Origin of the sequence: Bacillus sp. B25(2016b), from assembly GCF_001679765.1 — a bacterium.
Classification (GTDB): Bacteria; Bacillota; Bacilli; order Bacillales; family Bacillaceae_G; genus Bacillus_A; species Bacillus_A thuringiensis_K.
On record NZ_CP016285.1, the window covers coordinates 1085211 to 1108258 of the forward strand.

The window sequence follows — 23048 nt, forward strand, 5'->3', positions numbered from 1 at the left end:
AATATGTCGGACAACCTCTCTATCATTACGATAATACAGCTTTAATTTTTTGGAATGCCCACTCTAAATCTTCTTCAGAGATTACTAGAGGTGGTGCGATACGAATTACGTTTTCATGTGTTTCTTTACATAGTAGACCAGCTGCTTTTAGTTGTTCACAGTAAGGACGAGCTGGTTCGTTTAATTCGATACCGATGAATAAACCTTTACCGCGAACTTCAGTGATCATTGGGTTATCAATTTCTTTTAATTGCCCAACTAATTTTTCTCCTAATTGAAGAGAACGCTCTGTTAATTTTTCTTCTTCTAACACTTCAAGAGCTGCGATAGACACAGCACATGCAAGTGGATTACCACCGAATGTAGAACCGTGAGAACCTGGCTCAAATACACCTAAAATGTCACGGTTTGCTGCAACGCAAGAGATCGGGAACACGCCGCCGCCAAGCGCTTTGCCAAGTATGTACATGTCAGGAGTTACATCGTCCCAGTCACAAGCGAATACTTTACCAGTACGGCCTAAGCCAGTTTGGATTTCATCTGCTACGAATAAAACGTTTTCTTTTTTACATACTTCAAAAGCTTCTTTTAAGTAACCAGCTGGTGGGATGTTAATTCCTGCTTCACCTTGAATTGGCTCTAAAATGAATGCTGCTGTGTTTGGTGTAATTGCAGCTTTTAACGCTTCTAAATCACCGTAAGGAATTACAACGATGCCAGGAAGCATTGGACCGAATCCACGCTTGTATTCTTCATTTGAAGACATAGAAACAGAACCCATTGTACGTCCGTGGAAGTTATCTTCACAAACGATGATTTCAGCACGGTTTGCTTCTACTTTCTTCACATCATAAGCCCAGCGACGAACTGTTTTAATTGCAGTTTCAACAGCTTCAGCACCTGTATTCATTGGAAGTACCATTTCTTTATTAGTTAGTTTCGCAACTTTTTCGTACCAAGGACCTAATTGATCGCTATGGAAAGCACGAGAAGTTAACGTAACACGATTAGCTTGGTCAATTAAAGCGTTAATAATTTTCGGGTGACGATGACCTTGGTTTACTGCAGAATATGCACTTAATAAGTCCATATAGCGGTTTCCTTCAGGATCTTCTACCCAAACACCTTCTGCTTTAGAAATAACGATTGGAAGTGGGTGATAGTTATTTGCTCCGTATGTGTCTGTAAGTTCGATAATATCCTTAGTTTGAATCATGATTGTTCCCCCTTTTGTTATTACAAGAAGTTTGTAAATACTCTAAATATTATATCATTTAAATGTAAAAAAGCGAAACATTTCCTGAAAATAAATGAACATGTTATCATATAGAGTGAAAAAGTGTGAAAAGAGGAGGTAAGGGATACGATGGTACATATGCATATTACAGCATGGGCGTTAGGTTTAATTTTATTCTTCGTTGCGTATTCACTTTATTCAGCAGGAAGAAAAGGTAAAGGTGTACATATGGGGCTTCGCCTAATGTATATTATCATTATTGTGACAGGTTTCATGTTGTACATGGGTATTATGAAGACTGCAACAAGTAACATGCACATGTGGTATGGTTTAAAAATGATAGCTGGTATTTTAGTTATCGGTGGAATGGAAATGGTTCTTGTGAAAATGAGCAAGAACAAAGCAACAGGGGCAGTTTGGGGGCTATTTATTGTTGCACTAGTAGCAGTATTTTACCTTGGACTGAAATTACCGATTGGCTGGCAAGTATTCTAATAAAAAATAAAACCACCTTATAATCTCAAAGACTTGGGAGATAAGGTGGTTTTTTACGTTATCCCGTAAACACCAGATTGGTGAAGGTTAATAATTAGTGGGGGTTGCCCCACTAATTAAAGTTTTACTTTATGTCGCATCAATATGCAACTCTTCTCCGTTTACTTTTGTAAAACGGAACATATTTTTATTTGATGTAGTGTGACGAACGAAATGATGCTGCAGTGTACAAATCATTTCTTCGTTATCAAACAAAAGAATATTTACTCCTTCGCGTGACTCCTCTTTCGGTAAGAAAGATAAATAATTATGACAATACATGCAATCATATAAAGAGTAGTGAAGTGATTGCAATGATTCCGTTAATAATGTGAAGACAGAGTCAGGTAATTCCTCCAGCCATTCATTATAGCTAAGAAGTAACTTTTTTCGAATACGTATCATTTCACCGTTTTGCAAATGGTGTTGCTCGTTGGCGATTTGTAATACATCTTGTTCATAGAAACGGGCTGGTAGCCAATTGTTATTATACAAAATTTCAAACCCATCTTCGGCAATATCTTCTAATAAAAACGCTTCATCATTTTCATCATCAAAGAATACCCACTCATTGTTTATATATTCTACATTACCGACTGTATGAGCACGGGGTTGATTATATAAAATATGTTTACGTTGTATCATACACGATTTCTCCTTTATGAAAAGTAGTTATTTCTGTTATAGACAGTTCGTGCATTCTTTATAACTAGGCACATCTAGACATAGGTGGGCATACAATAAAACACGTTTTACTGAGTGAAAATGCTATTCCATATGTGGATAGTAGGTTATCGTCAAGTTTTTCATTTTTTAATCCGCACTCTTAGGGTGGGGATTACTGCACGTTCAAGAAAAGAAATAAGATGGAAGGATGATTTATATGTGCGGGATTACAGGATGGGTGGATTATAAACGCTCATTAGAAGGAGAGCGGGACGTCGTTACGAAAATGGCTGAGACGTTAGCGAAGCGGGGGCCGGATGATAATAAAGTTTGGATTAAAGGCAATGTCGCATTTGGGCATAAACGTTTAATCGTTGTGGACCCTGAGGGCGGTAAACAACCGATGACTTGTTTAAAAGATGAAACGAATTACGCCATTTGCTATAACGGTGAACTTTATAACACAGAAGACATTCGAAAGGAATTATTAAGAAGAGGATATACGTTCAAAGGTCATTCTGATACAGAAGTATTATTAGCTTCTTATATTGAATGGAAAGAAGAATGTGTCAGTCATTTAAACGGTATATATGCGTTTGCAGTATGGGACGAACAGAAAGAACAAGTATTTATTGCGAGAGATCGATTAGGTGTAAAGCCACTTTTTTATAAATATGATAGCGGACGCTTACTATTTGGTTCGGAGTTAAAAGCGATATTGTCGCATCCAGATGTGAAGGCGGAAGTAACATTAGAAGGGTTATCAGAAATATTCGGACTCGGACCGTCAAGAACGCCTGGCCACGGTATTTATGCTGGTATAAAAGAATTACGTCCAGGTCATGCGATGACATTTTCAAAGAACGGTTTGTGTATATGGAGATATTGGAATGTAGAAAGTAAAAAACATGAAGACTCCTTTGAAGAAACAGTAGAGAAAACGCGCTTTTTACTACAAGATGCCATTACAAGACAGCTTGTTTCTGATGTACCACTATGTACCTTTTTATCAGGTGGTGTAGATTCGAGCGCTATTACAGCTATTGCGGCGAAAGAATACGAGAGATCAGGAAAAGGACAATTACACACGTATTCAATTGATTACGAAGATAATGACAAATATTTTAAAGCGAATGCGTTTCAGCCAAATTCAGATGCTCCGTTTATTAATTTGATGACAGAGACGTTTCAAACAACCCATCATCGTTGCGTCATTTCGAATGAAAAACTAGCAGAGTATTTAACGGAGGCGGTACTCGTTCGTGATTTGCCTGGTATGGCAGATATCGATTCGTCATTATTATGGTTTTGCCGCGAAATTAAACAAGATTTTGTCGTCGGCTTATCTGGAGAATGTGCAGATGAAATATTTGGTGGATATCCGTGGTTTTATAGAGAAGATGATCTACAATCGAGTGCATTTCCGTGGATGCGCTCTACAGAAGCGCGTGAACAACTTCTAAAAAAAGAATGGAGAAATAAATTAAATTTACAACAATATGTACAAAGGCGCTATGAAGAGTCGATTCAAGAAGTTCCTATTTTAGAGGGAGAAAGTCCGCTAGAAGCAAAAAGACGCCAATTATTTTATTTAAATATGGTATGGTTTATGACAACATTATTAGACAGAAAAGACCGCATGAGTATGGGGGCAAGCTTAGAAGTACGTGTTCCATTTGCGGATCATCGTCTTGTCGAATATGCGTGGAATATTCCTTGGGAAATGAAAATGTATAAAAACCGCGAAAAAGGTCTATTACGTAAAGCGTTAGAAGATGTACTTCCACATGACATCTTATATAGAAAGAAGAGTCCTTATCCGAAAACTCACAATCCACACTATACAAAAGCAGTAACAGTATGGCTTCAAAGTTTATTAACGGATAAAGGTTCAATTTTACACGAACTGTTTGATAAAGAGCAGTTGAACGAATTGATTCAGTCTGGCGGCAGTGCATTTCAAACACCATGGTTTGGTCAATTGATGACTGGGCCGCAGCTTTTAGCTCATTTAGCACAAATTCACATTTGGTTTAAAGAATATGGGGTAAATATTAAGGAATAACGGAAAAGCGGCTTACAATTATGTAAGTCGCTTTTTATTAAAGAAATTGTCATATAAAATTCAAGATTACCTTGTAAATAATATTTAATTAGAATTATTATTTTGACGTACTTATTATTGCTTGTTATAATTGGAAACAAACGTTCTGAAAAGGATTCTCATTTATAAAATTGAGGTGTTATATAGATGACAAAGAAAAAATAGGTTTACTCGTAATGGCGTATGGAACACCGGAATCATTAGACGATGTAGAGGGATATTATACACATATCCGTCACGGGCGTAAGCCATCAGAAGAAGCGCTTGAAGATTTAATTGGGCGCTATAAAGCGATTGGTGGAATTTCGCCACTTGCAAAAATTACGAAAGAACAGGCGCATAAATTAACAGATTCAATGAATAACATATTTATAGAGTATGAATTTACTTGTTACTTAGGTTTAAAACATATAGCTCCATTTATAGAAGATGCAGTAGAAGAGATGAAGCGTGATAAGATTGGGCAAGCGATTAGTATCGTATTAGCGCCGCATTATTCTACATTTAGCATTAAAGCGTATAATGACCGTGCTATTCGTCTTTCAAAAGAAATCGGTGGTCCTGTTATTGAACCAATTGAACAATGGTATGATGAACCGAAATTTATTTCGTATTGGGCAGACCAAATAAAAGAAACGTTTAAAGAAATTGATGATAAAGAGAAAGCAGTCGTAATTTTTTCAGCACATAGTTTGCCAGAAAAAATTATTGCAGCAGGAGACCCATATGTAGAACAACTAAAGCATACGGCAGATTTAATTGCAGAAGCTGCAAATATTCAAAACTATACAATCGGTTGGCAAAGTGCTGGGAATACTCCAGATCCGTGGATTGGTCCAGATGTGCAAGATTTAACGAAAGATTTATATGAAGAGCATGGGTACGAATATTTCATATATTGCCCAGTTGGTTTTGTAGCGGAGCATTTAGAAGTTTTATATGACAACGATTATGAATGTAAAGTTGTAACGGATGAATTAAATGCCAAATATTTTAGACCAAATATGCCGAATGCGCAATCGGCATTTATCGACTGTTTGGCTGAAATTGTTTCCAAAAAAGTGAAGGAAATAGTTGACAAAGATTTAGTTTTGAATAATAATTAATTTATAATAATTTTAAACAAATAATAATTACTATGAAAGAAAAAGGAGGATCCCCCTAGATGAATCCAAATAATCGCTTAACAACAAACCAAGGTGCTCCAGTTGGAGACAACCAAAATTCTCGTACAGCTGGTCGTCGTGGACCGGTATTATTAGAAGACTATCATTTAGTAGAAAAACTTGCACACTTTGATCGTGAACGTATTCCGGAGCGTGTTGTACATGCACGTGGTGCAGGTGCTCACGGTGTATTCGTAACGAAAAATAGTATGAAGCCATATACGAAAGCTGCATTTTTACAAAATGAAGGAACTGAAACACCTGTATTTGTTCGTTTTTCAACGGTTATTCATGGTCAAGGTTCTCCTGAAACAGCACGTGACCCACGTGGGTTCGCTGTTAAATTTTATACAGAAGAAGGAAACTACGATATCGTAGGTAATCATTTACCAGTTTTCTTCATTCGTGATGCAATTAAATTCCCTGATATGGTACATTCTTTAAAACCAGCACCTGATACGAATATTCAAACGCCAGATCGTTACTGGGATTTCATGACGTTAAGTCCGGAATCTACACATATGATGACATGGGTATTTTCTGATTACGGTACACCAGCAAGTTATCGTGAAATGGAAGGTTTCGGCGTCCATTCATTTAAATGGATTAATGAAGAAGGTAAAATTGTTTATATTAAATACCACTGGAAACCACAGCAAGGTGTACGTAACTTAAATGCGAAAGAAGTGCAAGAGGTACAAGGGAAAGACTTCAATCATGCTACTCGTGACTTGTTCGACGCGATCGAAAAAGGAAATCACCCGAAATGGGATTTACACGTACAAGTTATGCAATTAGATGAAATGGATTCTTTAGACTTTGATCCATTAGATCCAACGAAAGTATGGCCAGAAGATCGCTTCCCGTTAATTGAAGTAGGGACAATGACATTAAATCGTAATCCGAAAAACTTCTTTGCAGAAGTAGAACAAGTAGCGTTCTCTCCAAGTGCAACTGTAAATGGTATTGAGCCATCGGAAGATAAATTATTACAAGGTCGTTTATTCTCTTACCCAGATACACAACGTTATCGTCTTGGTGCAAATTACTTGCAAATTCCTGTAAACTGCCCATACGCAGCTGTTCATAATCAACAACGTGATGGTGCGATGCAAGTGAATCAAAACCCATCTACAATCAACTATGAACCTAGTCGTCATGCTGAAAATCCAGTTGAAGACAAAGCTTACCGCGATTCAACTATGAAAGTAGAAGGCTATGTATCTCGTGAAAAAATTGAGAAACCAAATGACTTCAAACAAGCAGGTGAGCGTTACCGTTCATTCTCTAAAGAAGAGCAAGATAACTTAATTGCAAACTTAACAAATGATCTAAAAGACGTAAATGAACGCACAAAATTATTAGCTGTTTGTAACTTCTTCCGTGCAGATCAAGAATACGGTATGCGTTTAGCGCAGGCATTAAATGTTGATATTACGCAATATGTAGGAAATGCTCCGAAATAAATAGGAAAAGACGACCGGGCTTCGGTCGTCTTTTTTGTGTGTAAATTTATGCCGGGGTATTTTTCATCTTCTTCATGTCGGAATTTGTTGGTAAATTGATATGTTGTGTCGAACCGTTGATATATTGAAAGAAACAATCGATATATTTGAAAAATCGTTGATATATCCAAAAAAACGTTGATATATTTACAGTTATACTAGGTGGGGTATGTTGCCTCGTGCGCAAAAAAAGGGATGCAATCTATTAGTAATAGATTGCATCCCTTTTTAGTTTGCTCGTTCTGCATGTTCATAAGCCTTCTCACCATGCATTGAAATATCAAGACCCATGTGTTCTTCGTGTTCATCTACTCGAACAGGGAGGAAGAAGTTGATCGCTTTAATAATGGCATACGTCATGATGATTGTGAATGCATATGTTGCGCCAATCGCTATAAGTTGTTTAAACAGTAACGCGGCGTTTCCGTAAAACAATCCGTTCGCACCATCCCCGTTTACGGTAGTAGTTGCAAATAGTCCTGTTGCAATACCGCCCCAAGTTCCTCCGATGCCGTGGCATCCAAAGGCATCAAGTGTATCGTCATACCCAAATTTTGTTTTTAAGAAGAAAACGGCGCCGAAGCATAATATGCCACCAATTGCTCCGATAAGAAGGGCGGAGAAAGGTGTAACGAACCCGCAAGCTGGTGTAATAGCGACTAGACCGGAAACAACTCCGCAAGCAGCTCCCATCGCGGTCGGTTTTGATTGGAAGAACCATTCAGAAAGCATCCAAGTTAGAGCGGAGGCAGCAGCGGCTATATTTGTATTAATAAATGCAGTTAAAGCTACGTCGTTTAAGGATAATGCGCTGCCGACGTTAAAACCGAACCAGCCAAACCATAATAAGCCTGCGCCTAACATTGTAAATGGCAAATGGTGGGGAGAAGAACCATTTATGTTTTTTCGTTTTCCAAGGAAAATAGCTAATACAAGACCAGCAACTCCGGAAGTGATGTGAACGACGTTTCCGCCAGCGAAGTCTAGTGCACCAAGTTCCCTTAGCCACCCGCCGACGCCCCATACCCAATGAGCGACAGGATTGTAAACGATCGTTGTCCATAGAAGGATAAAAATAAGAAAGGCAGAAAATCGCATTCTTTCAGCGAATGCACCTGAAATTAAAGCAGGAGTTAAAATGGCGAACATGAGTTGAAACATCATGAATAAATTGTGAGGAATAGTAGATGAGTAGTCTGGATTTGGTGCGTAGGTAACTCCGTTTAGACCGAACCAATCAAGTGTACCGATAAGCCCGTGCCAATCTGGTCCGAATGATAAAGAATAGCCGATAACAATCCATTGAATCGAAACGATAGCCATTGCGCTATAACTATGCATCGTTGTGCTGAGTACATTTTTGCTGCGAACCATACCTCCATAAAAAAGTGCCAATCCTGGTGTCATCAACATGACCATTACTGTCGTCACAAACATAAAAACTGTATCTCCCATATCCATGATCTCTCCTCCTGTAATGTTAGAAAAAATAACATCTATTTGTTATGTTTCATATCATATTCGAAATTAAACTAAAAATCAACTAAAAATTCAGAAAATTATATGCATGATGTCATAAAACCTAACATGAATTATTTTGTGAGGATTAAAATCGACATATGCGTTTCATTCAGATAATTGGTATAATATTCTTACAATTAAAAAGCTTGGGGGATGCGTGTGGGAAAAATACGGACTAGGAAACTATTCATTTGTTTTTGCTTAGCTGTTGTTTTGTTTGTACCAATACATACTTTTGCAGACGAAAAAAGAGAGTGGCGAGATGAAGTTATATACTCCATTATGATTGATCGCTTCAATAATGGAGAACCGAAAAATGACAAACAGTTAGAAGTTGGTAATTTAGAAGGGTATCAAGGAGGGGATATAAGAGGAATTATAAAAAGGTTGGATTACATAAAAGAAATGGGTTTTACTACCGTTATGCTTTCGCCACTTTTTGAAAGTGGAAAGTACGATGGATTAGACGTGCGAAATTTTAAAAAGGTAAATGAACATTTCGGGACAGACAATGATGTGAAAGAACTTGTAAAAGAAGTTCATGCAAAAGGAATGAAAGTTGTATTTCAATTTCCACTTGGAGAAAACGAACAACAGGTAATTGACGCAATGAAATGGTGGATAAAAGAAGTTGATTTAGACGGAAGTTATGTTATACATAGTGAAAAAAAGCCGCGTTCCTTTTGGGATAACGCGCAAAAAGATATGCAAGTGATAAAGAAAGATTTTCGTATTATGACAAAGGAGGATAGCGAATACAACGAAAAAATAGTAGAATCGTTTTCTAAAGCAGATGTATCGGTGAAATCGTTATACGATGTGAGTAAAAAAGAAGGGGAATTTGTTACGTTTTTAGATGATCAAGAAACAAAAAGATATGCGCGTATTGCAAAAGAAAATATGTATTATCCGCCATCACGTTTAAAACTGGCGCTTACATATTTGTTAACATCACCTGGAATTCCGAATTTTTATTACGGAACTGAAATTGCATTAGATGGAGGAAGTGTACCCGATAATAGACGATTAATGGATTTTAAGTCAGACGAAAAATTTATGCAGCACATAACAAAACTAGGTGAACTTAGACAGGCGAGACCGTCTTTACGACGCGGTACGTTTGAGCTACTGTATGATAAGAGCGGTATGAGCATACTAAAACGAAAATATAAAAATGAAGTAACTTTAGTAGCAATTAATAATACGAAAGAAACACAAAAAGTCTCCTTACCTGCAAGTATGATTGGTGAAAAACAAGAGTTAAGAGGATTGTTAGAGGATGAAATTATAAGAGAGGAAGATGGGGAATTTTATCTCGTTTTAAAGCGTGAAGAATCAAACGTGTATAAAGTTAACGGAGAAACAGGTGTGAATTGGTTATTTATCTCCTTAATCGTTGGGGTGAATGTATTATTTATTGCGTTTTTAATTGCAGTTAAAAGGAAGCGTAGATAAGATGAGAAGTTGCTGGCTCTATGTTCATGTCTTCTTATTGTATATGTAAGTTTGTTCGGTGGCGCGATAGTGTTTATTCTGTTGATATGAAATTTCTTAAGAGAAACGATGTGAGAATGAAAACGTCCCTAGTGAGAGGAGGGCCAGGTTAGGAAGAGGATTTTCTTCCTAACCTGTTTTTTGTGTTAGCACCGATAGGGAAGAATCTTTGAAAAATCAATAATTGCAACTATATTAATTTTACATTACATTAAAAGTTAGAGAATACTCTTATACTAATACAGTGCTAAATAGTAGGTGGGAAAATGGAGTTTTACGATTTGGGTATTACCATTAAAGAGCTTAGAATTAAAAAAAATATATCACAATCCGAATTATGTCATGGAATATGTTCGCAAAGTCAAATTAGCAAAATAGAAAAAGGTGTGATTTATCCATCTAGTATATTGTTATATCAATTATCAGAAAGACTTGGTATTGACCCAAATAATATATTTGCATTAACTCAAAACAAAAAACTAAAATATGTAGAAAATGTAAAATGCGTAATAAAAGATTGCTTAAAGCAAAAACAATACAAAGAACTTTATGAAATAGTGAAAAAAGAGAAAAACGAAAATAACTTCCAATCAACAGAAGATAAACAATTTTTAATATGGCATGAAGCGATTGCTATATTTACGGTGGATAAATCAATAAAAACTGCTTTAGATTTTTTAAATAATGCATTAAAATTAACTGTAACTAATTCAGATTTTTTATCAGAAAGAGAAATAGATATTATGCAGACAATTGCTATATTCCATGGGGAAAATAAAGAATATGAAAAAAGTATTAATATATTAAGAAGGTGTTTAACTAATTTTAATAAGTTAGATTTTCCTAGAGATAAAGAAATTAAATTGAAAATTATTTTTAATTTAGCAAAAATTTTAGGTCATGCAAATCAACATGAAGAGGCAGTAAAATACAATGATATGGGTATCAAACTAGCTATTAATCTAAATACTTTATATTTACTAGGTGAATTATACTATGGAAAAGCTTGGAATTTATTGAAACTTAAACAACCTAATGAAGAAGATGTTGCAAATAACATGAAAAAAGCATTATTTATATTTGAACTAACAGAAAAAGAAAATCTGATAAAAATGGTTAAAGAAAAATATTTTGAAAACCAAACTGAAAAAAGTCACTCATAATTCATTTGGAAATCACTTGAAATATAATAAAACCTACAGGGAAAATCCCTGTAGGTTCTAAACTTATAAACTTTCTTCTAAAATATTAGTGTTTAATATAAATTTTTGAATAAGAGTTTACTTAGTGTACTTTTTATTTTGAAGTCTGCATCTTTATTAACCATTTATGCTTCTTTTTAACTCCATCCAAATATAATTAAAATTAAGATGGTTCAAGTCGGAGGAAGGCGCTTTGAGGTGTCTTTTTTTATGACTTTTATCATTAACTATTTAATGTTTTTTTAAATGATTACATGACATAGTTTTTTTGTACCAAGCTTTGTTGATACAGTTAGACTTATCCGTTAGTGAATTTGCATTATTAGAACATCCTACAGTATTTAGGGAGAATGTGGCCAATAAAAACCATAATATTAATTTCTTCATATAACCACTTCTAACTCTTTTTTAATTAACATTTTTTAAGTTCCTTATTAATTTTACATTACATTAAAGGTTGGGAAATATTCTTATACTCATAAATTGTTACGTTTTGACGGGGAGAGGAATTATGAGTTACAGCGATTTTTAAGATGACTTTGGTCTAGGATGTAGTTACTAAGAAAAGTAATTCAAATCGAAGGGAAAACGTCTTAAGGTGTCTTTTCCTTATTTTCAATTTACTTAGCGATTTTTACCACACATACCCTTTTTCTATAGTTTGTTCTCGTAATATTGTCTCTACAAGACAAAAAAGAAAACTCCTCTAATTAAGAGGAGTTTTCTTTTTAGCGGTAGTTAATGAACTGTACGTCGATTGGTAAATCAGCGCTACGAACAGCTGCGATTACTGCTTGTAAGTCATCACGGCTTTTTGCTGTAACACGTACTTGATCATCTTGTACTTGTGTTTTTACTTTTAATTTCATTTCTTTAATGATGTTGTTAATTTTTTTCGCGTTATCTTTATCGATACCTTGTTGAAGTGTTGCGCGTTGGCGAACAGTGTTGCCAGTTGCAGCTTCAACTTTTCCGTAATCTAAGTTCTTAATTGGAACGTTACGTTTTACAAGTTTAGAGATAAGAACGTCTTTTACTTGCTCTAATTTAAACTCGTCATCAGAAGTTAAAACAAGTACTTCTTTTTCTAATTTAATATCACTTTTACTTCCTTTAAAGTCATATCGGTTTTGGATTTCTTTTAATGCGATATTAATTGCGTTTGTTACTTCAGGTAATTCTACTTTCGAAACGATGTCAAAAGAACTATCTTTTGCCATAGTTAGCACCTCCAAATAAATTTCTAATCTTGTTATGTACTGTACATACTAAAGTATAGCTGAAAACGAGTCTAGACTTAAGTGTTTTCGTACTTATATTCATGTAACCTCATTTTATTATAGTGAATTTTGGGCAGTTGGACAAATATAGGAAAAATCATGTTATAATTAACTTTTGTTTGGAATGATAAAAAAGATAATTTTATATATATAGAAGGGAATTAAAAAATATGTATTTGCAAATAGGATCGATTGAACAGGTAACTGTTTTACGCGAAACGGAAATCGGATATATGGTTGGGAATGAAGAAGAAGAAATTTTCCTACATAAAAACGAAGTAGCTGGAGAAATTGAAGAAGGCGATACGATTGATGTATTCTTATACCTTGATCACCAAAATCGTATTTCAGCAACAATGAAGGAACCAATTATTACAACTTATGATTGGAACTGGGTAAAGGTTGTAGAAGTTATTCCTAGTTTAGGTGTGTTTGTTGATATTGGTGTGTCAAAAGATATACTAATTCCAGCTGATGAGTTCCCGATTTATATGCCAGTATGGCCAGAAGTAGGCGACGAATTATATTGTACGTTAAAATTAACGAATCGTGATCGTTTAATTGCTCTTCCGGCAAGAGACAGTGATATGCAAGAAATTATCGTAGATGCAACGCCATCTATGCGTAATAAAAACGTAAATGGACGTGTATATCGTTCACTTCAAGTTGGTTCATTCATACTAACGGATGAGCATTTCCGTGCCTTCTTACACCATACAGAAAGAAAAGAACAAGTCCGCATCGGTCAGCGTGTAACAGGACGTATTATTGACGTAAAAGATGACGGTACAATTAACATTTCACTTCTTCCTCGTAAAGAAGAAGGAATGGAAGACGATGCTGCAGTAATTTATGCATATATGGAAGAACGAGGCGGAGCAATGCCGTTTTGGGATAAGAGCCATCCAGAAGATATTAAAGAACGCTTTAACATGAGTAAAGCTGCATTTAAGCGTGCACTTGGTAAGTTGATGAAAGAAGAAAAGGTTTACCAAGAAGAAGGTTGGACTTACTTTAAGAAATAAGATGAAAGATTAAAAAGCGCACCCTTATCTAAAAAGATAAGGGTGTGCTTTTTTTAATTTCCTTGCGGAGAAACAAGAGTAAACGTATCTTTCAAATCACTATCATTTATTTTAATATTTGCCTTTTTTAATTCCTCTTGTAACAATTTTTTGCTGAATATAGAATCAGCAGTACGTTCTTCCTCTAAGTTTTTGCGAATAGAGTTTTTTACTTCATCGTAAGGTTTTAAATCTTTTTTATCAGTTAATTTAATAACGTGATAACCGTTTGATGATTTTACGGGGTTGCTAATTTGTCCAACATTTAGTTTGTAGGCAGCCGTTTCGAATTCAGGAGCCATTGTACCTGAATTGAAGTATCCAAGGTCTCCGCCTTTATCTTTTGATAGTAGATCTTGTGATTCTTGTTTTGCTAATTCTTCAAATGAAGCACCAGCATCTAGTTTACTCTTTATTTCTTTCGCTTCATTTTCGTCACTTACTAAAATGTGACTCGCTTTAATTTCTGGCTTATAGTGGTCTTTTACATCTTTCTCTGTAATGCTTTTCTTAATCGCTTCATTCATAGCAAGTTTGAACTTAATTTGATTTTTAAAATCCTCTTCATCTTTTAAACCATTATTTTCTAATACTTTTTTGAATTGATCTCCATATTGTTTTTTTACTTTTTCTACTTCTTTATTTACCTCTTCATCAGATACTTTATATTTTTTTGTGATGACGTCTTGTGCCATCATTTCGTATAGCATGTCTTTTCCGTAACGATCTTTCAATTGTTTTTCGAAGTTATCCTTTGTAATGGTCGAGTCTGTTGCTGTAGCGACTGTAGCTGAGCCGTTTTTTTGTCCGCAAGCAGATAACATCAATATACTTATTAGTGCAGTAATAATGAAAATATGTTTCCCTCTCATGCCAACACCTCATCCGAATATGTTATCGCTATTGTAGAATATAGAAGTGAACATGAAGTGAATTTTTAATGTTTTTTTCCTTTAAAATGTAAAAAAGTACATCAACATAATTGTTGATGTACGATGGAATCAAAGGTGATCGGTCTTTTTAGAGTATGCACGTTTACCTTGCTGAATATTTTTTTGTTCTTGCTCATTTTTTTGTGTGCGTTTTGCGTTATTATCGCGTGCTTTTTTGTCGTTATCACTCGTATGTGGCATATGTATCAACTCCATTTCTAAACGTTGTACGTTTATCATTTCCTTTTTCGTAAAGACTATGTATAGCGGTGCATTTATGAAGGGTAAAGGTGGATTCCAAATGGATTTGAAGTTGAATTATACTGAACTTATAAAGAAGTTAATCGTTGTAATCATCGCAGGTTTATTAAACGCGATTGGGATGAATTTATTTTTAACGCCAGCAAAAGTGTATGCGAGCGGCTTTGCTGGATTGTCTCAATTATTATCACAAATATTAGGTGATTTTTTATCGATTCACATATCTACGGGAGTATTGTTTAGCTTATTTAATATTCCTGTCGTTATTTTAGCGTGGAAAAAGGTTGGAAAGGCCTTCACCTTTTTCAGTTTTCTTTGTGTTATATTTATGACTCTGTTTCTAGAAATTATCCCTGTTAGAGCGGTTTCGAATGATATCATATTAAATGCGATTTTTGGCGGAATTATTTCGGCAATTGGAGTAGGGATTGCTTTAAAGTGGGGTGCTTCTACAGGCGGATTAGATATTATTGCCATGATTTTATCAAAAATAAAAGATAAGCCTGTCGGTACATACTTTTTCTTTTTTAATGCAATTATCATTATCGCTGCTGGCTATGTATATGGATGGGAAAAAGCGTTGTATACGCTAGTGACTTTATATGTGTCAACGAGAATTATTGATGCAATTCATACTCGTCATGTAAAGATTACAGCATTAATTGTTACGAAGAATGGGGCAGACGTAAGAAAGGCGATTCACTCGCGATTAGTAAGAGGGATTACAACGATACCAGCAACAGGTGCTTATACGAATGAAAATAAAGAAATGTTAATGATGGTTATTACCCGTTACGAGTTATACGAATTAGAGAGGATTATTAAACAAGTGGACCCAGGTGCATTTACAAATATACTGCAAACAGTTGGGGTGTTCGGATTGTTTCGGAAAGATTAAAGAGGACCAAAGTTGGTCCTCTTTTTTAATGTAAATTCGTAATGTTTTGCAATTGCTCTTGCATTTCACGGAGCTGAACTTTTTCAGCAGTTGAAGAGTTTGCGTAAGCGGATTGCAAAGCATTTTTTGCTCTATACACGAGATCTTGTTGCTCAGTACCGCTTGAACAAGATACGGCATTTTCAACAGCATCTCTAGCTTGTTGGAATAGTAAGTTCCCCATTTAAACCCCTCCAAAAGAAGAGTTACTTCTTGCTTTTTCTGCCTCAGCTAATGTACCTCTGTACGGGAATCTTGCATCATGCTTCATAACAGCATCGGCTCCTTGTTGGATAAAACGTTTTGATTTGTTCTTTTTACCCATTCGAAAAACCCCCTTTATTTAGCTGAAAACAATCGACGCGATGTCTCATGCGTCTACTTATAGTATGGACATTTGGCAGGAAACTATAAGTAGGGAATTTTTAGATTACAACCCAAGAACCTCTTCTAAATATAAAGCAATACCATCTTCTTCGTTCGTTAACGTCGTATGGTTTGCGAGTGATTTTAATTCAGGGATGGCATTTCCCATTGCAATGCCGTGACCAGCAAATTCAATCATTTCAAAATCATTATCTTCATCACCGAAAGCGATAATTCGCTCTTGTGGAATGTTGTAATGACTAGAGATTTTTTGTAATCCAACTGCTTTATTTAATCCACTTTTCACAATTTCAATAATCGGCCAAGGTGCGCCCCATTTTCTATGGTCGATTACTTCCGCATGCATATCCGTTAAATGTTGACGAATTGCAGTGGAATGCTCGTCATGTGCATCAATTAATAAGCAAGTTGGATGATCGTTTAAAATATTTAATAAGTCTCCCGTAAAAATCTTAGGAGAGCCGAATTCGAAAATATGTTTTTTATCTTCATCAATTTCACGAACATACACATCGTCCATTACTTCCGCGTATATATTTTTTACGCCGAAATCAAAGCAAGCTCGTACAATTTCTTGCGCTGTTGCTAGCTCAAGAGGAGAGTGGTGTGTTCCCCAGCTTGAATCAAGAGGATGATGTACGTAAGCACCGTTAAAGTTTACGATAGGTGTGTTAAGAGCAAGTTCTTTATAGTAATCATAACTAGCACGGAATGGACGTCCTGTTGAAATAACAACAATATGTCCCTGTTCCTTTGCTTTTGCAATTGTATGTTTCGTTCGAGTGGAAATTATTTTGTTGTCTGTTAATAAAGTACCGTCTAAGTCTAATGCGATTAAATGTTGTTTGTTCATAATTTCACCTCTTATAATAATTTTTTTGTATCTATCTGTATTTCCGTTTTTAATATGCAGAAATAAGAGGTTAGACTTGGTGAAATCACCATAGATGGAAATTTCACTATATATCCATCTTACGTCTCAAAGTGCTGTGGTGTCTACTATTTATCGTTGGAAATCAAGAGAAGTCAACATCTTTTTAGAAAGTTCAAACAATGTTTCTTTCATTATGTACAAATTGTGAAAAGGGTTACATTGCTCGTATAATGAGGCATATAATGAATATGTAATCTTCTCGTATATGTTTGACTCTCCTTTGAAACTAGCCTAGAGTAGGTTGGTTTCTTTTTTTCTACAAGTAGGAAAGAAATCCCTGCTTACGCTCGTGTCATTCATATATATGTACAAGAATGAGATGTAGTACTGTTTCCTAAACATGACAGAAAAGCTTTCTTTTAAAATGGATATACTAATGAGGCAAGACGTCATGGAAGGAGAATGAAGATGGGACAAAATCGCAGGTTTCGTTCTGGACAAAAAGCGCCGAATGATGGCATTTACGTAGAAATTGGTGAAACGGGAAGTATGGTGAAAGATCCGCAAATGGTGAAATTAACTGCCGGTGAAAAGTTTCCGGATAACACGAATCATAACCGCCAGTGGACATATAAAAGAAAACCGTAACAGGAGCCGCAATCGTTATTGCGGCTTTTTTGTCGCCACACATTGTAATTTCATTTACCGTATTTTTTTAGCAGTATAATGAATGCTCTCTTTTTCTTTTTCCAATAATAAGTTTGAAAATACATAATCAAAATTATTGTATAAAAAAGTCAGTTGGCGTATAATCAAATCAAAGGTCAAAGAAAGTCAAACTTTTGGAGGGCTGTAAAGATGGACTTAAATCAAATGACAACAAAAACACAAGAGGCGATTATGAGTGCCCAATCTTTAGCGGTATCTCATCATCACCAAGAGGTGGATACTGTTCATCTATTACTTGCATTATTAGAAGAGCAAGATGGATTAGCAGTACGTATATTTCAAAAAATGAATGTTGATATAGAAGCAATAAAGCAAGGTGCAGAAAGTTTAATTAAAAAGAAACCTTCTGTAACGGGGAGCGGTGCAGAAGTTGGAAAACTGTATGTAACGAGCGCTCTGCAACAACTGCTTGTAAGAGCAGGGAAAGAGGCAGAAAAACTGCAGGATGATTATATTTCAGTAGAACATGTATTGCTTGCTTTTTCTGAAGAAAAAGGCGATATAAATCAATTATTTACAAGATTGCATATTACGAAAGATAACTTATTACAGTCTTTAATGACAGTTCGGGGGAATCAAAGAGTGACTAGTCAAAATCCAGAAGCAACTTATGAGGCGTTAGAAAAATATGGTCGTGATTTAGTAGCGGAAGTGAGAGCAGGGAAAATTGATCCTGTAATCGGACGGGATAGTGAAATTCGACGTGTAATCCGTATTCTTTCACGTAAAACGAAAAACAATCCTGTTTTAATTGGGGAGCCAGGTGTTGGTAAAACAGCAATCGTTGAAGGGCTAGCACAGCGTATTGTGAAAAAGGATGTACCTGAAGGATTGAAAGATAGAACGATTTTTGCGTTAGATATGAGTGCGCTCGTAGCTGGTGCGAAATTCCGTGGTGAGTTCGAAGAGCGTCTGCAGGCTGTATTAAATGAAATAAAAAAGAGTGAAGGACGCATTTTATTATTCATTGATGAACTTCATACAATAGTTGGAGCTGGTAAAACAGAAGGTGCGATGGATGCAGGAAATATGTTAAAACCGATGCTTGCGCGTGGTGAACTGCATTGTATTGGAGCGACGACGCTCGATGAATATCGCAAATATATTGAAAAAGATCCAGCGTTAGAAAGACGTTTCCAACAAGTATTAGCAGAAGAACCAACTGTTGAAGATACAATCTCAATTTTACGTGGATTAAAAGAACGCTTTGAAATTTATCACGGTGTAAATATTCATGACCGTGCGATTGTAGCAGCATCAGTTTTATCAGATCGATATATTTCAGATCGCTTCTTACCTGATAAAGCGATTGACCTTGTTGACGAAGCGTGTGCAACAATTCGTACAGAAATCGATTCTATGCCAACAGAATTAGATGAAGTAACGCGCCGCATTATGCAGCTGGAAATTGAAGAAGCGGCTCTTGGAAAAGAAACGGATCGTGGTAGCCAAGAGCGTCTAAAAACATTGCAACATGAATTATCGGATTTAAAAGAAGTTGCAAGTGGTATGAGAGCGAAATGGGAGAAAGAAAAAGAAGACATTCACAAAGTTCGTGACTTACGTGAACATTTAGAACGTCTGCGCCGTGAATTAGAAGAAGCAGAAGGTAATTACGATTTAAATAAAGCAGCCGAACTTCGTCACGGGAAAATTCCAGCAATTGAAAAAGAGTTAAAAGAAGCGGAAGAAATGGGTGCGCATAATAAACAAGAAAATCGTTTATTACGTGAGGAAGTAAGTGAAGAAGAAATTGCAGATATTGTTTCACGCTGGACTGGTATTCCTGTTGCTAAACTTGTTGAAGGCGAACGCGAGAAATTATTACGCTTAGAGCAAATCTTATCAGAGCGTGTCATTGGACAAGAGGAAGCAGTAAGCTTAGTGTCAGACGCGGTTCTTCGTGCTCGCGCTGGTATTAAAGATCCGAACCGCCCGATTGGTTCTTTCATCTTCTTAGGACCAACAGGTGTTGGTAAAACAGAACTTGCAAAAACGTTAGCACAGTCTTTATTCGATAGTGAAGAGCAAATGATTCGCATTGACATGTCTGAGTATATGGAGAAACACGCAGTGTCACGCTTAATTGGTGCACCTCCTGGATATGTAGGATATGAAGAAGGTGGTCAATTAACAGAAGCGGTAAGACGTAAACCATATTCCGTTGTTTTATTAGATGAAATTGAAAAAGCACATCCAGAAGTATTCAACATTTTATTACAAATGTTAGATGATGGACGCATTACAGATTCGCAAGGTCGTACAGTGGACTTTAAAAATACAGTTATTATTATGACTTCAAATATTGGATCTGCTCATTTACTAGATGGATTAGAAGAAGATGGTTCGATTAAAGAGGAATCAAGAGACCTTGTAATGGGGCAATTAAGAGGACATTTCCGCCCTGAATTTTTAAACCGTGTTGATGAAATTATTTTATTCAAACCTCTTACAACGAATGAAATTAAAGGCATTGTTGATAAAATTGTAAAAGAACTACAAGGTCGTCTAGCTGACCGTCACATTACAGTAGAATTAACAGATGCAGCAAAAGAATTTGTTGTAGAAGCTGGTTTCGACCCAATGTACGGAGCTCGTCCATTAAAACGATACGTACAACGTCAAGTGGAAACGAAATTAGCACGAGAATTAATTGCAGGAACAATTACTGACAATAGTCACGTAGTTGTTGATGTAGAAAATAACGAACTAGTCGTTCATGTGAAATAAAAATAAAAAAGAGTTCGGATAAAATCCGGACTCTTTTTTTAGTGTTGTTCTACTGGCTCGTTTGGAATTGCAGCTGAAATTGCTAGTACTAACACAGCAAGAACAACTGAGAAAATAGACGCTTGGTTAAAGTCGTATGTACCGCCAGTCATAGAGCCGATTACATAGCTCATCATATGTACAAGTAAGAACGACCAAATTAATGCCCAAATGAAACGCATATTTTACACCTCTATTCGTTCAATCTGTCCTTATTGTAACACAATTGAAAAAAGAATATAGAAAAATATTTGTAGATTTTTCAACGCAAATTTGCATTCCGTTCATACATTATAAAAGAGTGGTTTTATATGTTTAGAAAATAAGGCGGGGGAAAAATGAGTATTACGGAACGTTTTTTTTACTTAGAAAAAGAACCATGTGTCATTTATTTACCGGAGAAGCCAAATGGATTTTCTGTTATGCTCCTCGGTGATTATAACTACTTTATTGAGAATGGTACAAGTTTATGGACACAGCATGCGGGTAGATCTTATTTTTTACATGGCCTTATTGAGCAAGGCTACACGGTCTTTTCTTCTAATTTATACGGAAGACATTGGGGAAACGACCAATCTGTTCGTCTAGCAAAACGTTTATATGACGTTGTGTTGAGAAAAGAGACATTGAATGCGAAAATGCACATTATGGCAGATGGTATGGGAGCACTTGTAGCACTCGAAATGATGAACAAATACCCTGAGTGTATACGCTCTGTCATTATGTTAAATCCGTGTTTAGATTTACCAGAATATGTGGAGTTTGAAAAAGAGCATAAGTTTTTTTACAAGAGACTCGTGAAGGAATTAAGTTTGGCGTATGATGCCAAAGAAGAAGAATTAGAATCAAAAATAAATAAGAAATCATTTACGCTTCTTCCATCTTGTGTACCGGTCAAAGTTTTCGTATCAACCCAAGAAAAAAGAGGAAGAAAACAGCAATTGCGTAAATATGAGAAAATGAGGCAATTCAATCAATGTGATACTTCTGTCTTGTTCCATCTGCAAGATGTGAAATATAAAATGGTTAGGCAAACGACCGATTTCTTTAAAAAATATGAAGAAGAATTGTGAAGCTCCCATATACATAAATGAGGAGCTATTTGTTTCAGAGGGAAAGGGTTGGTGGTATGGAACGCGTGCTGATAATAGGTGCACTTACGTTTGTAGGTTATCACCTTGTAAATAAAATGATTGAAGAAGAAGTGGAAGTATATGGTCTTGATTTTGATGAATTCGATAGTATGACCAAAATTAATGAAGAGAAGTTATTATTAATTGGGCGAAATGCATTATTTACGTATTATTCGATAAGAGATGAAGATGGATGGAGATCAGTAGAGGAAGAGAGCTTCGATACTGTTTACTTTTGCTTATATGAGCCAAATCAGCAAAGTGGATTTCGGAATGAAAGAGTCATATTACAATATTTAAAGCGAATCATAAGAATGTGTGAAGAACAAAAAGTGAAGTTAAATTTAATTTCTTCTATTGAAGTAGGTAGTACAGATGAATCAGAAAATAAGCGCCTATTTTTGAAAGTAGAAGAAGGATTGAAGAAAGGGAATTTACAATATAGTGTATTTCGAGTTCCTACATTATATGGACCGTGGCAACCATCTTTTATGATGTATCATCAGCTCATTTTATCAGAATTAGACGAGAAAGAGTGCCGTTGTACGAGTGAGGAAAAAGGAAGTGATTTACTTTACATTGAAGATGTATGTGAATACTTATGGGAACATGGAACGAGCGGGGCGCATCTTGGTATATACAATTTACTTAGTGGTAAACAGTCATTATGGGAAAAAGGTATGAATCTTTTACGCGCGGATGATAAAGTAAATCAAAATAATAACGAAGTAAGAGATGAGGCTATCGAAGTAATTTCGATAAAAAGAAATACTCCGTTAGAATATGGTTTAAATAAGCAACTGGCACACATGAAAAAATATAAAGAGTTATACGAAGAGTAGCACGCGTGTTACACTATTGTATGTGAAAGTTTTAATGGAGAGGAAGAGCATAATATGAACGAAAAAAGCATGCAGTTTTTACAAATCGCAATGAAGCATTTACCGGAAGCAAAGGCAATTTTAGATGATAATGGAATTGCACTTGATATGGAGAAAGCACAGCCGGTGTTAGAGTTGTTAATGAAAGTTATGAATGAAGCTTATGAGCTTGGGAAAGCAGATAAAGAATAAAAAGCATCTTTTTAAGATGGAAGAGAGGCCCGAACCGTGGGTAGAAGCGGTCAGGGCCTTTTTTATTCTCGCCTGGGGGAAAATCAGAGATATGAAGAGTATAAAGGAAAAGTGGTGAGGAGAACTCTTTAGTTTAGAAGGAAAGCAGATAAAGAATAAAAAGCATCTTTTTAAGATGGA

General features: G+C 35.8%; 23 protein-coding genes. 13 read left to right on the forward strand and 10 right to left on the reverse strand.

Features of this window, described 5'->3' with window-relative positions:
• Positions 1 to 25 precede the first annotated feature (25 nt).
• Complete coding sequence (rocD, locus tag BAQ53_RS05595) at positions 26 to 1216, reverse strand: ornithine aminotransferase (protein WP_000616657.1); 1191 nt, start codon at positions 1214 to 1216, stop codon at positions 26 to 28.
• A 150-nt stretch (positions 1217 to 1366) separates the two neighbouring features.
• Here rocD and BAQ53_RS05600 point away from each other — a divergent pair, with 150 nt between their 5' ends.
• The gene (locus BAQ53_RS05600) at positions 1367 to 1732 is read left to right on the forward strand and encodes a YisL family protein (protein ID WP_000233490.1); all 366 of its coding nucleotides are present in this window, start codon (positions 1367 to 1369) and stop codon (positions 1730 to 1732) included.
• Positions 1733 to 1861: 129 nt separating this feature from the next.
• On the opposite strand, the gene BAQ53_RS05605 is transcribed toward BAQ53_RS05600, so the two are convergent.
• The gene (locus BAQ53_RS05605) at positions 1862 to 2416 is read right to left on the reverse strand and encodes a DUF2777 domain-containing protein (RefSeq protein ID WP_000616044.1); all 555 of its coding nucleotides are present in this window, start codon (positions 2414 to 2416) and stop codon (positions 1862 to 1864) included.
• Positions 2417 to 2654: 238 nt separating this feature from the next.
• On the opposite strand from BAQ53_RS05605, the gene asnB reads away from it, so the two are divergent.
• The 3 genes from asnB (at position 2655) to katB (ending at position 7173) form a co-directional block, all read left to right on the forward strand.
• Positions 2655 to 4502 carry an asparagine synthase (glutamine-hydrolyzing) gene (asnB, locus tag BAQ53_RS05610; RefSeq protein WP_000334009.1) on the forward strand — a complete coding sequence of 616 codons (1848 nt, stop codon included), beginning with the start codon at positions 2655 to 2657 and terminating at the stop codon, positions 4500 to 4502.
• A 215-nt stretch (positions 4503 to 4717) separates the two neighbouring features.
• The gene (gene hemH, locus BAQ53_RS05615; protein WP_208906590.1) at positions 4718 to 5647 is read left to right on the forward strand and encodes a ferrochelatase; all 930 of its coding nucleotides are present in this window, start codon (positions 4718 to 4720) and stop codon (positions 5645 to 5647) included.
• A 59-nt stretch (positions 5648 to 5706) separates the two neighbouring features.
• On the forward strand, positions 5707 to 7173 hold the full coding sequence (gene katB / locus BAQ53_RS05620) for a catalase KatB (protein ID WP_001069162.1): 1467 nt from the start codon (positions 5707 to 5709) through the stop codon (positions 7171 to 7173).
• A gap of 267 nt (positions 7174 to 7440) precedes the next feature.
• On the opposite strand, the gene BAQ53_RS05625 is transcribed toward katB, so the two are convergent.
• The gene (locus tag BAQ53_RS05625) at positions 7441 to 8673 is read right to left on the reverse strand and encodes an ammonium transporter (protein ID WP_000367134.1); all 1233 of its coding nucleotides are present in this window, start codon (positions 8671 to 8673) and stop codon (positions 7441 to 7443) included.
• 213 nt (positions 8674 to 8886) lie between these two features.
• Here BAQ53_RS05625 and BAQ53_RS05630 point away from each other — a divergent pair, with 213 nt between their 5' ends.
• Positions 8887 to 10188: an alpha-amylase family glycosyl hydrolase gene (locus BAQ53_RS05630; protein ID WP_050551991.1), complete on the forward strand. Its 1302-nt coding sequence runs from the start codon at positions 8887 to 8889 to the stop codon at positions 10186 to 10188.
• Between the two features lie 305 nt (positions 10189 to 10493).
• The gene (locus tag BAQ53_RS05635) at positions 10494 to 11390 is read left to right on the forward strand and encodes a helix-turn-helix domain-containing protein (protein WP_208906591.1); all 897 of its coding nucleotides are present in this window, start codon (positions 10494 to 10496) and stop codon (positions 11388 to 11390) included.
• 767 nt (positions 11391 to 12157) lie between these two features.
• Here the strand turns inward: BAQ53_RS05635 and BAQ53_RS05640 are convergent.
• Positions 12158 to 12649, reverse strand: coding sequence for a YajQ family cyclic di-GMP-binding protein (locus tag BAQ53_RS05640; protein WP_001040149.1), 492 nt, complete (start codon positions 12647 to 12649; stop codon positions 12158 to 12160).
• A gap of 230 nt (positions 12650 to 12879) precedes the next feature.
• Between BAQ53_RS05640 and BAQ53_RS05645 the strand changes: the two genes are divergently transcribed.
• A complete protein-coding gene (locus BAQ53_RS05645; RefSeq protein ID WP_000281260.1) occupies positions 12880 to 13734 on the forward strand; it encodes a CvfB family protein in 855 nt (284 codons plus the stop codon).
• A gap of 53 nt (positions 13735 to 13787) precedes the next feature.
• Here the strand turns inward: BAQ53_RS05645 and prsA are convergent, their stop codons facing one another.
• Together prsA and BAQ53_RS05655 are read right to left on the reverse strand one after the other, a co-directional pair.
• Positions 13788 to 14645 (reverse strand): peptidylprolyl isomerase PrsA, encoded by an 858-nt coding sequence (prsA, locus tag BAQ53_RS05650; protein ID WP_199717714.1) that lies wholly within the window; start codon positions 14643 to 14645, stop codon positions 13788 to 13790.
• A 129-nt stretch (positions 14646 to 14774) separates the two neighbouring features.
• The gene (locus BAQ53_RS05655) at positions 14775 to 14906 is read right to left on the reverse strand and encodes a DUF3941 domain-containing protein (RefSeq protein ID WP_001120851.1); all 132 of its coding nucleotides are present in this window, start codon (positions 14904 to 14906) and stop codon (positions 14775 to 14777) included.
• A gap of 100 nt (positions 14907 to 15006) precedes the next feature.
• On the opposite strand from BAQ53_RS05655, the gene BAQ53_RS05660 reads away from it, so the two are divergent.
• Positions 15007 to 15864 carry a YitT family protein gene (locus BAQ53_RS05660; protein ID WP_000364431.1) on the forward strand — a complete coding sequence of 286 codons (858 nt, stop codon included), beginning with the start codon at positions 15007 to 15009 and terminating at the stop codon, positions 15862 to 15864.
• A gap of 25 nt (positions 15865 to 15889) precedes the next feature.
• Here the strand turns inward: BAQ53_RS05660 and BAQ53_RS05665 are convergent, their stop codons facing one another.
• The 3 genes from BAQ53_RS05665 to BAQ53_RS05675 all read right to left on the reverse strand — a co-directional run bounded on the left by BAQ53_RS05665 (position 15890) and on the right by BAQ53_RS05675 (position 17143).
• Positions 15890 to 16087, reverse strand: coding sequence for a DUF3813 domain-containing protein (locus BAQ53_RS05665; protein ID WP_000527407.1), 198 nt, complete (start codon positions 16085 to 16087; stop codon positions 15890 to 15892).
• On the reverse strand, positions 16088 to 16228 hold the full coding sequence (locus BAQ53_RS05670; RefSeq protein ID WP_000516816.1) for a hypothetical protein: 141 nt from the start codon (positions 16226 to 16228) through the stop codon (positions 16088 to 16090).
• Between the two features lie 105 nt (positions 16229 to 16333).
• Positions 16334 to 17143 carry a Cof-type HAD-IIB family hydrolase gene (locus BAQ53_RS05675; RefSeq protein WP_001041231.1) on the reverse strand — a complete coding sequence of 270 codons (810 nt, stop codon included), beginning with the start codon at positions 17141 to 17143 and terminating at the stop codon, positions 16334 to 16336.
• Between the two features lie 489 nt (positions 17144 to 17632).
• Between BAQ53_RS05675 and BAQ53_RS05680 the strand changes: the two genes are divergently transcribed.
• On the forward strand, positions 17633 to 17812 hold the full coding sequence (locus BAQ53_RS05680; protein WP_000531421.1) for a YjzC family protein: 180 nt from the start codon (positions 17633 to 17635) through the stop codon (positions 17810 to 17812).
• Between the two features lie 210 nt (positions 17813 to 18022).
• Positions 18023 to 20623 (forward strand): ATP-dependent chaperone ClpB, encoded by a 2601-nt coding sequence (gene clpB / locus BAQ53_RS05685; RefSeq protein WP_208906592.1) that lies wholly within the window; start codon positions 18023 to 18025, stop codon positions 20621 to 20623.
• Between the two features lie 38 nt (positions 20624 to 20661).
• On the opposite strand, the gene BAQ53_RS05690 is transcribed toward clpB, so the two are convergent.
• On the reverse strand, positions 20662 to 20844 hold the full coding sequence (locus BAQ53_RS05690) for a YjzD family protein (RefSeq protein WP_001211116.1): 183 nt from the start codon (positions 20842 to 20844) through the stop codon (positions 20662 to 20664).
• Between the two features lie 156 nt (positions 20845 to 21000).
• Here BAQ53_RS05690 and BAQ53_RS05695 point away from each other — a divergent pair, with 156 nt between their 5' ends.
• Genes BAQ53_RS05695 through BAQ53_RS05705 form a run of 3 tightly spaced genes read left to right on the forward strand, consistent with a single transcriptional unit; the run spans position 21001 to position 22868 of the window.
• On the forward strand, positions 21001 to 21735 hold the full coding sequence (locus BAQ53_RS05695; protein WP_000028713.1) for a lipase family protein: 735 nt from the start codon (positions 21001 to 21003) through the stop codon (positions 21733 to 21735).
• Between the two features lie 29 nt (positions 21736 to 21764).
• A complete protein-coding gene (locus BAQ53_RS05700) occupies positions 21765 to 22637 on the forward strand; it encodes an NAD-dependent epimerase/dehydratase family protein (protein ID WP_002163889.1) in 873 nt (290 codons plus the stop codon).
• Positions 22638 to 22691: 54 nt separating this feature from the next.
• Positions 22692 to 22868, forward strand: a complete 177-nt coding sequence (locus BAQ53_RS05705) for a ComZ family protein (protein WP_001986215.1) — start codon at positions 22692 to 22694, stop codon at positions 22866 to 22868.
• Positions 22869 to 23048 lie beyond the last annotated feature (180 nt).

What these genes read in the sequence shown, in the direction of transcription:
- rocD (WP_000616657.1), bottom strand. Translation starts at nt 1,216, where the DNA reads ATGATTCAAACTAAGGATATTATCGAACTTACAGACACATACGGAGCA.
- BAQ53_RS05600 (WP_000233490.1), top strand. Translation starts at nt 1,367, where the DNA reads ATGGTACATATGCATATTACAGCATGGGCGTTAGGTTTAATTTTATTC.
- BAQ53_RS05605 (WP_000616044.1), bottom strand. Translation starts at nt 2,416, where the DNA reads ATGATACAACGTAAACATATTTTATATAATCAACCCCGTGCTCATACA.
- asnB (WP_000334009.1), top strand. Translation starts at nt 2,655, where the DNA reads ATGTGCGGGATTACAGGATGGGTGGATTATAAACGCTCATTAGAAGGA.
- hemH (WP_208906590.1), top strand. Translation starts at nt 4,718, where the DNA reads ATGGCGTATGGAACACCGGAATCATTAGACGATGTAGAGGGATATTAT.
- katB (WP_001069162.1), top strand. Translation starts at nt 5,707, where the DNA reads ATGAATCCAAATAATCGCTTAACAACAAACCAAGGTGCTCCAGTTGGA.
- BAQ53_RS05625 (WP_000367134.1), bottom strand. Translation starts at nt 8,673, where the DNA reads ATGGATATGGGAGATACAGTTTTTATGTTTGTGACGACAGTAATGGTC.
- BAQ53_RS05630 (WP_050551991.1), top strand. Translation starts at nt 8,887, where the DNA reads ATGCGTGTGGGAAAAATACGGACTAGGAAACTATTCATTTGTTTTTGC.
- BAQ53_RS05635 (WP_208906591.1), top strand. Translation starts at nt 10,494, where the DNA reads ATGGAGTTTTACGATTTGGGTATTACCATTAAAGAGCTTAGAATTAAA.
- BAQ53_RS05640 (WP_001040149.1), bottom strand. Translation starts at nt 12,649, where the DNA reads ATGGCAAAAGATAGTTCTTTTGACATCGTTTCGAAAGTAGAATTACCT.
- BAQ53_RS05645 (WP_000281260.1), top strand. Translation starts at nt 12,880, where the DNA reads ATGTATTTGCAAATAGGATCGATTGAACAGGTAACTGTTTTACGCGAA.
- prsA (WP_199717714.1), bottom strand. Translation starts at nt 14,645, where the DNA reads ATGAGAGGGAAACATATTTTCATTATTACTGCACTAATAAGTATATTG.
- BAQ53_RS05655 (WP_001120851.1), bottom strand. Translation starts at nt 14,906, where the DNA reads ATGCCACATACGAGTGATAACGACAAAAAAGCACGCGATAATAACGCA.
- BAQ53_RS05660 (WP_000364431.1), top strand. Translation starts at nt 15,007, where the DNA reads ATGGATTTGAAGTTGAATTATACTGAACTTATAAAGAAGTTAATCGTT.
- BAQ53_RS05665 (WP_000527407.1), bottom strand. Translation starts at nt 16,087, where the DNA reads ATGGGGAACTTACTATTCCAACAAGCTAGAGATGCTGTTGAAAATGCC.
- BAQ53_RS05670 (WP_000516816.1), bottom strand. Translation starts at nt 16,228, where the DNA reads ATGGGTAAAAAGAACAAATCAAAACGTTTTATCCAACAAGGAGCCGAT.
- BAQ53_RS05675 (WP_001041231.1), bottom strand. Translation starts at nt 17,143, where the DNA reads ATGAACAAACAACATTTAATCGCATTAGACTTAGACGGTACTTTATTA.
- BAQ53_RS05680 (WP_000531421.1), top strand. Translation starts at nt 17,633, where the DNA reads ATGGGACAAAATCGCAGGTTTCGTTCTGGACAAAAAGCGCCGAATGAT.
- clpB (WP_208906592.1), top strand. Translation starts at nt 18,023, where the DNA reads ATGGACTTAAATCAAATGACAACAAAAACACAAGAGGCGATTATGAGT.
- BAQ53_RS05690 (WP_001211116.1), bottom strand. Translation starts at nt 20,844, where the DNA reads ATGCGTTTCATTTGGGCATTAATTTGGTCGTTCTTACTTGTACATATG.
- BAQ53_RS05695 (WP_000028713.1), top strand. Translation starts at nt 21,001, where the DNA reads ATGAGTATTACGGAACGTTTTTTTTACTTAGAAAAAGAACCATGTGTC.
- BAQ53_RS05705 (WP_001986215.1), top strand. Translation starts at nt 22,692, where the DNA reads ATGAACGAAAAAAGCATGCAGTTTTTACAAATCGCAATGAAGCATTTA.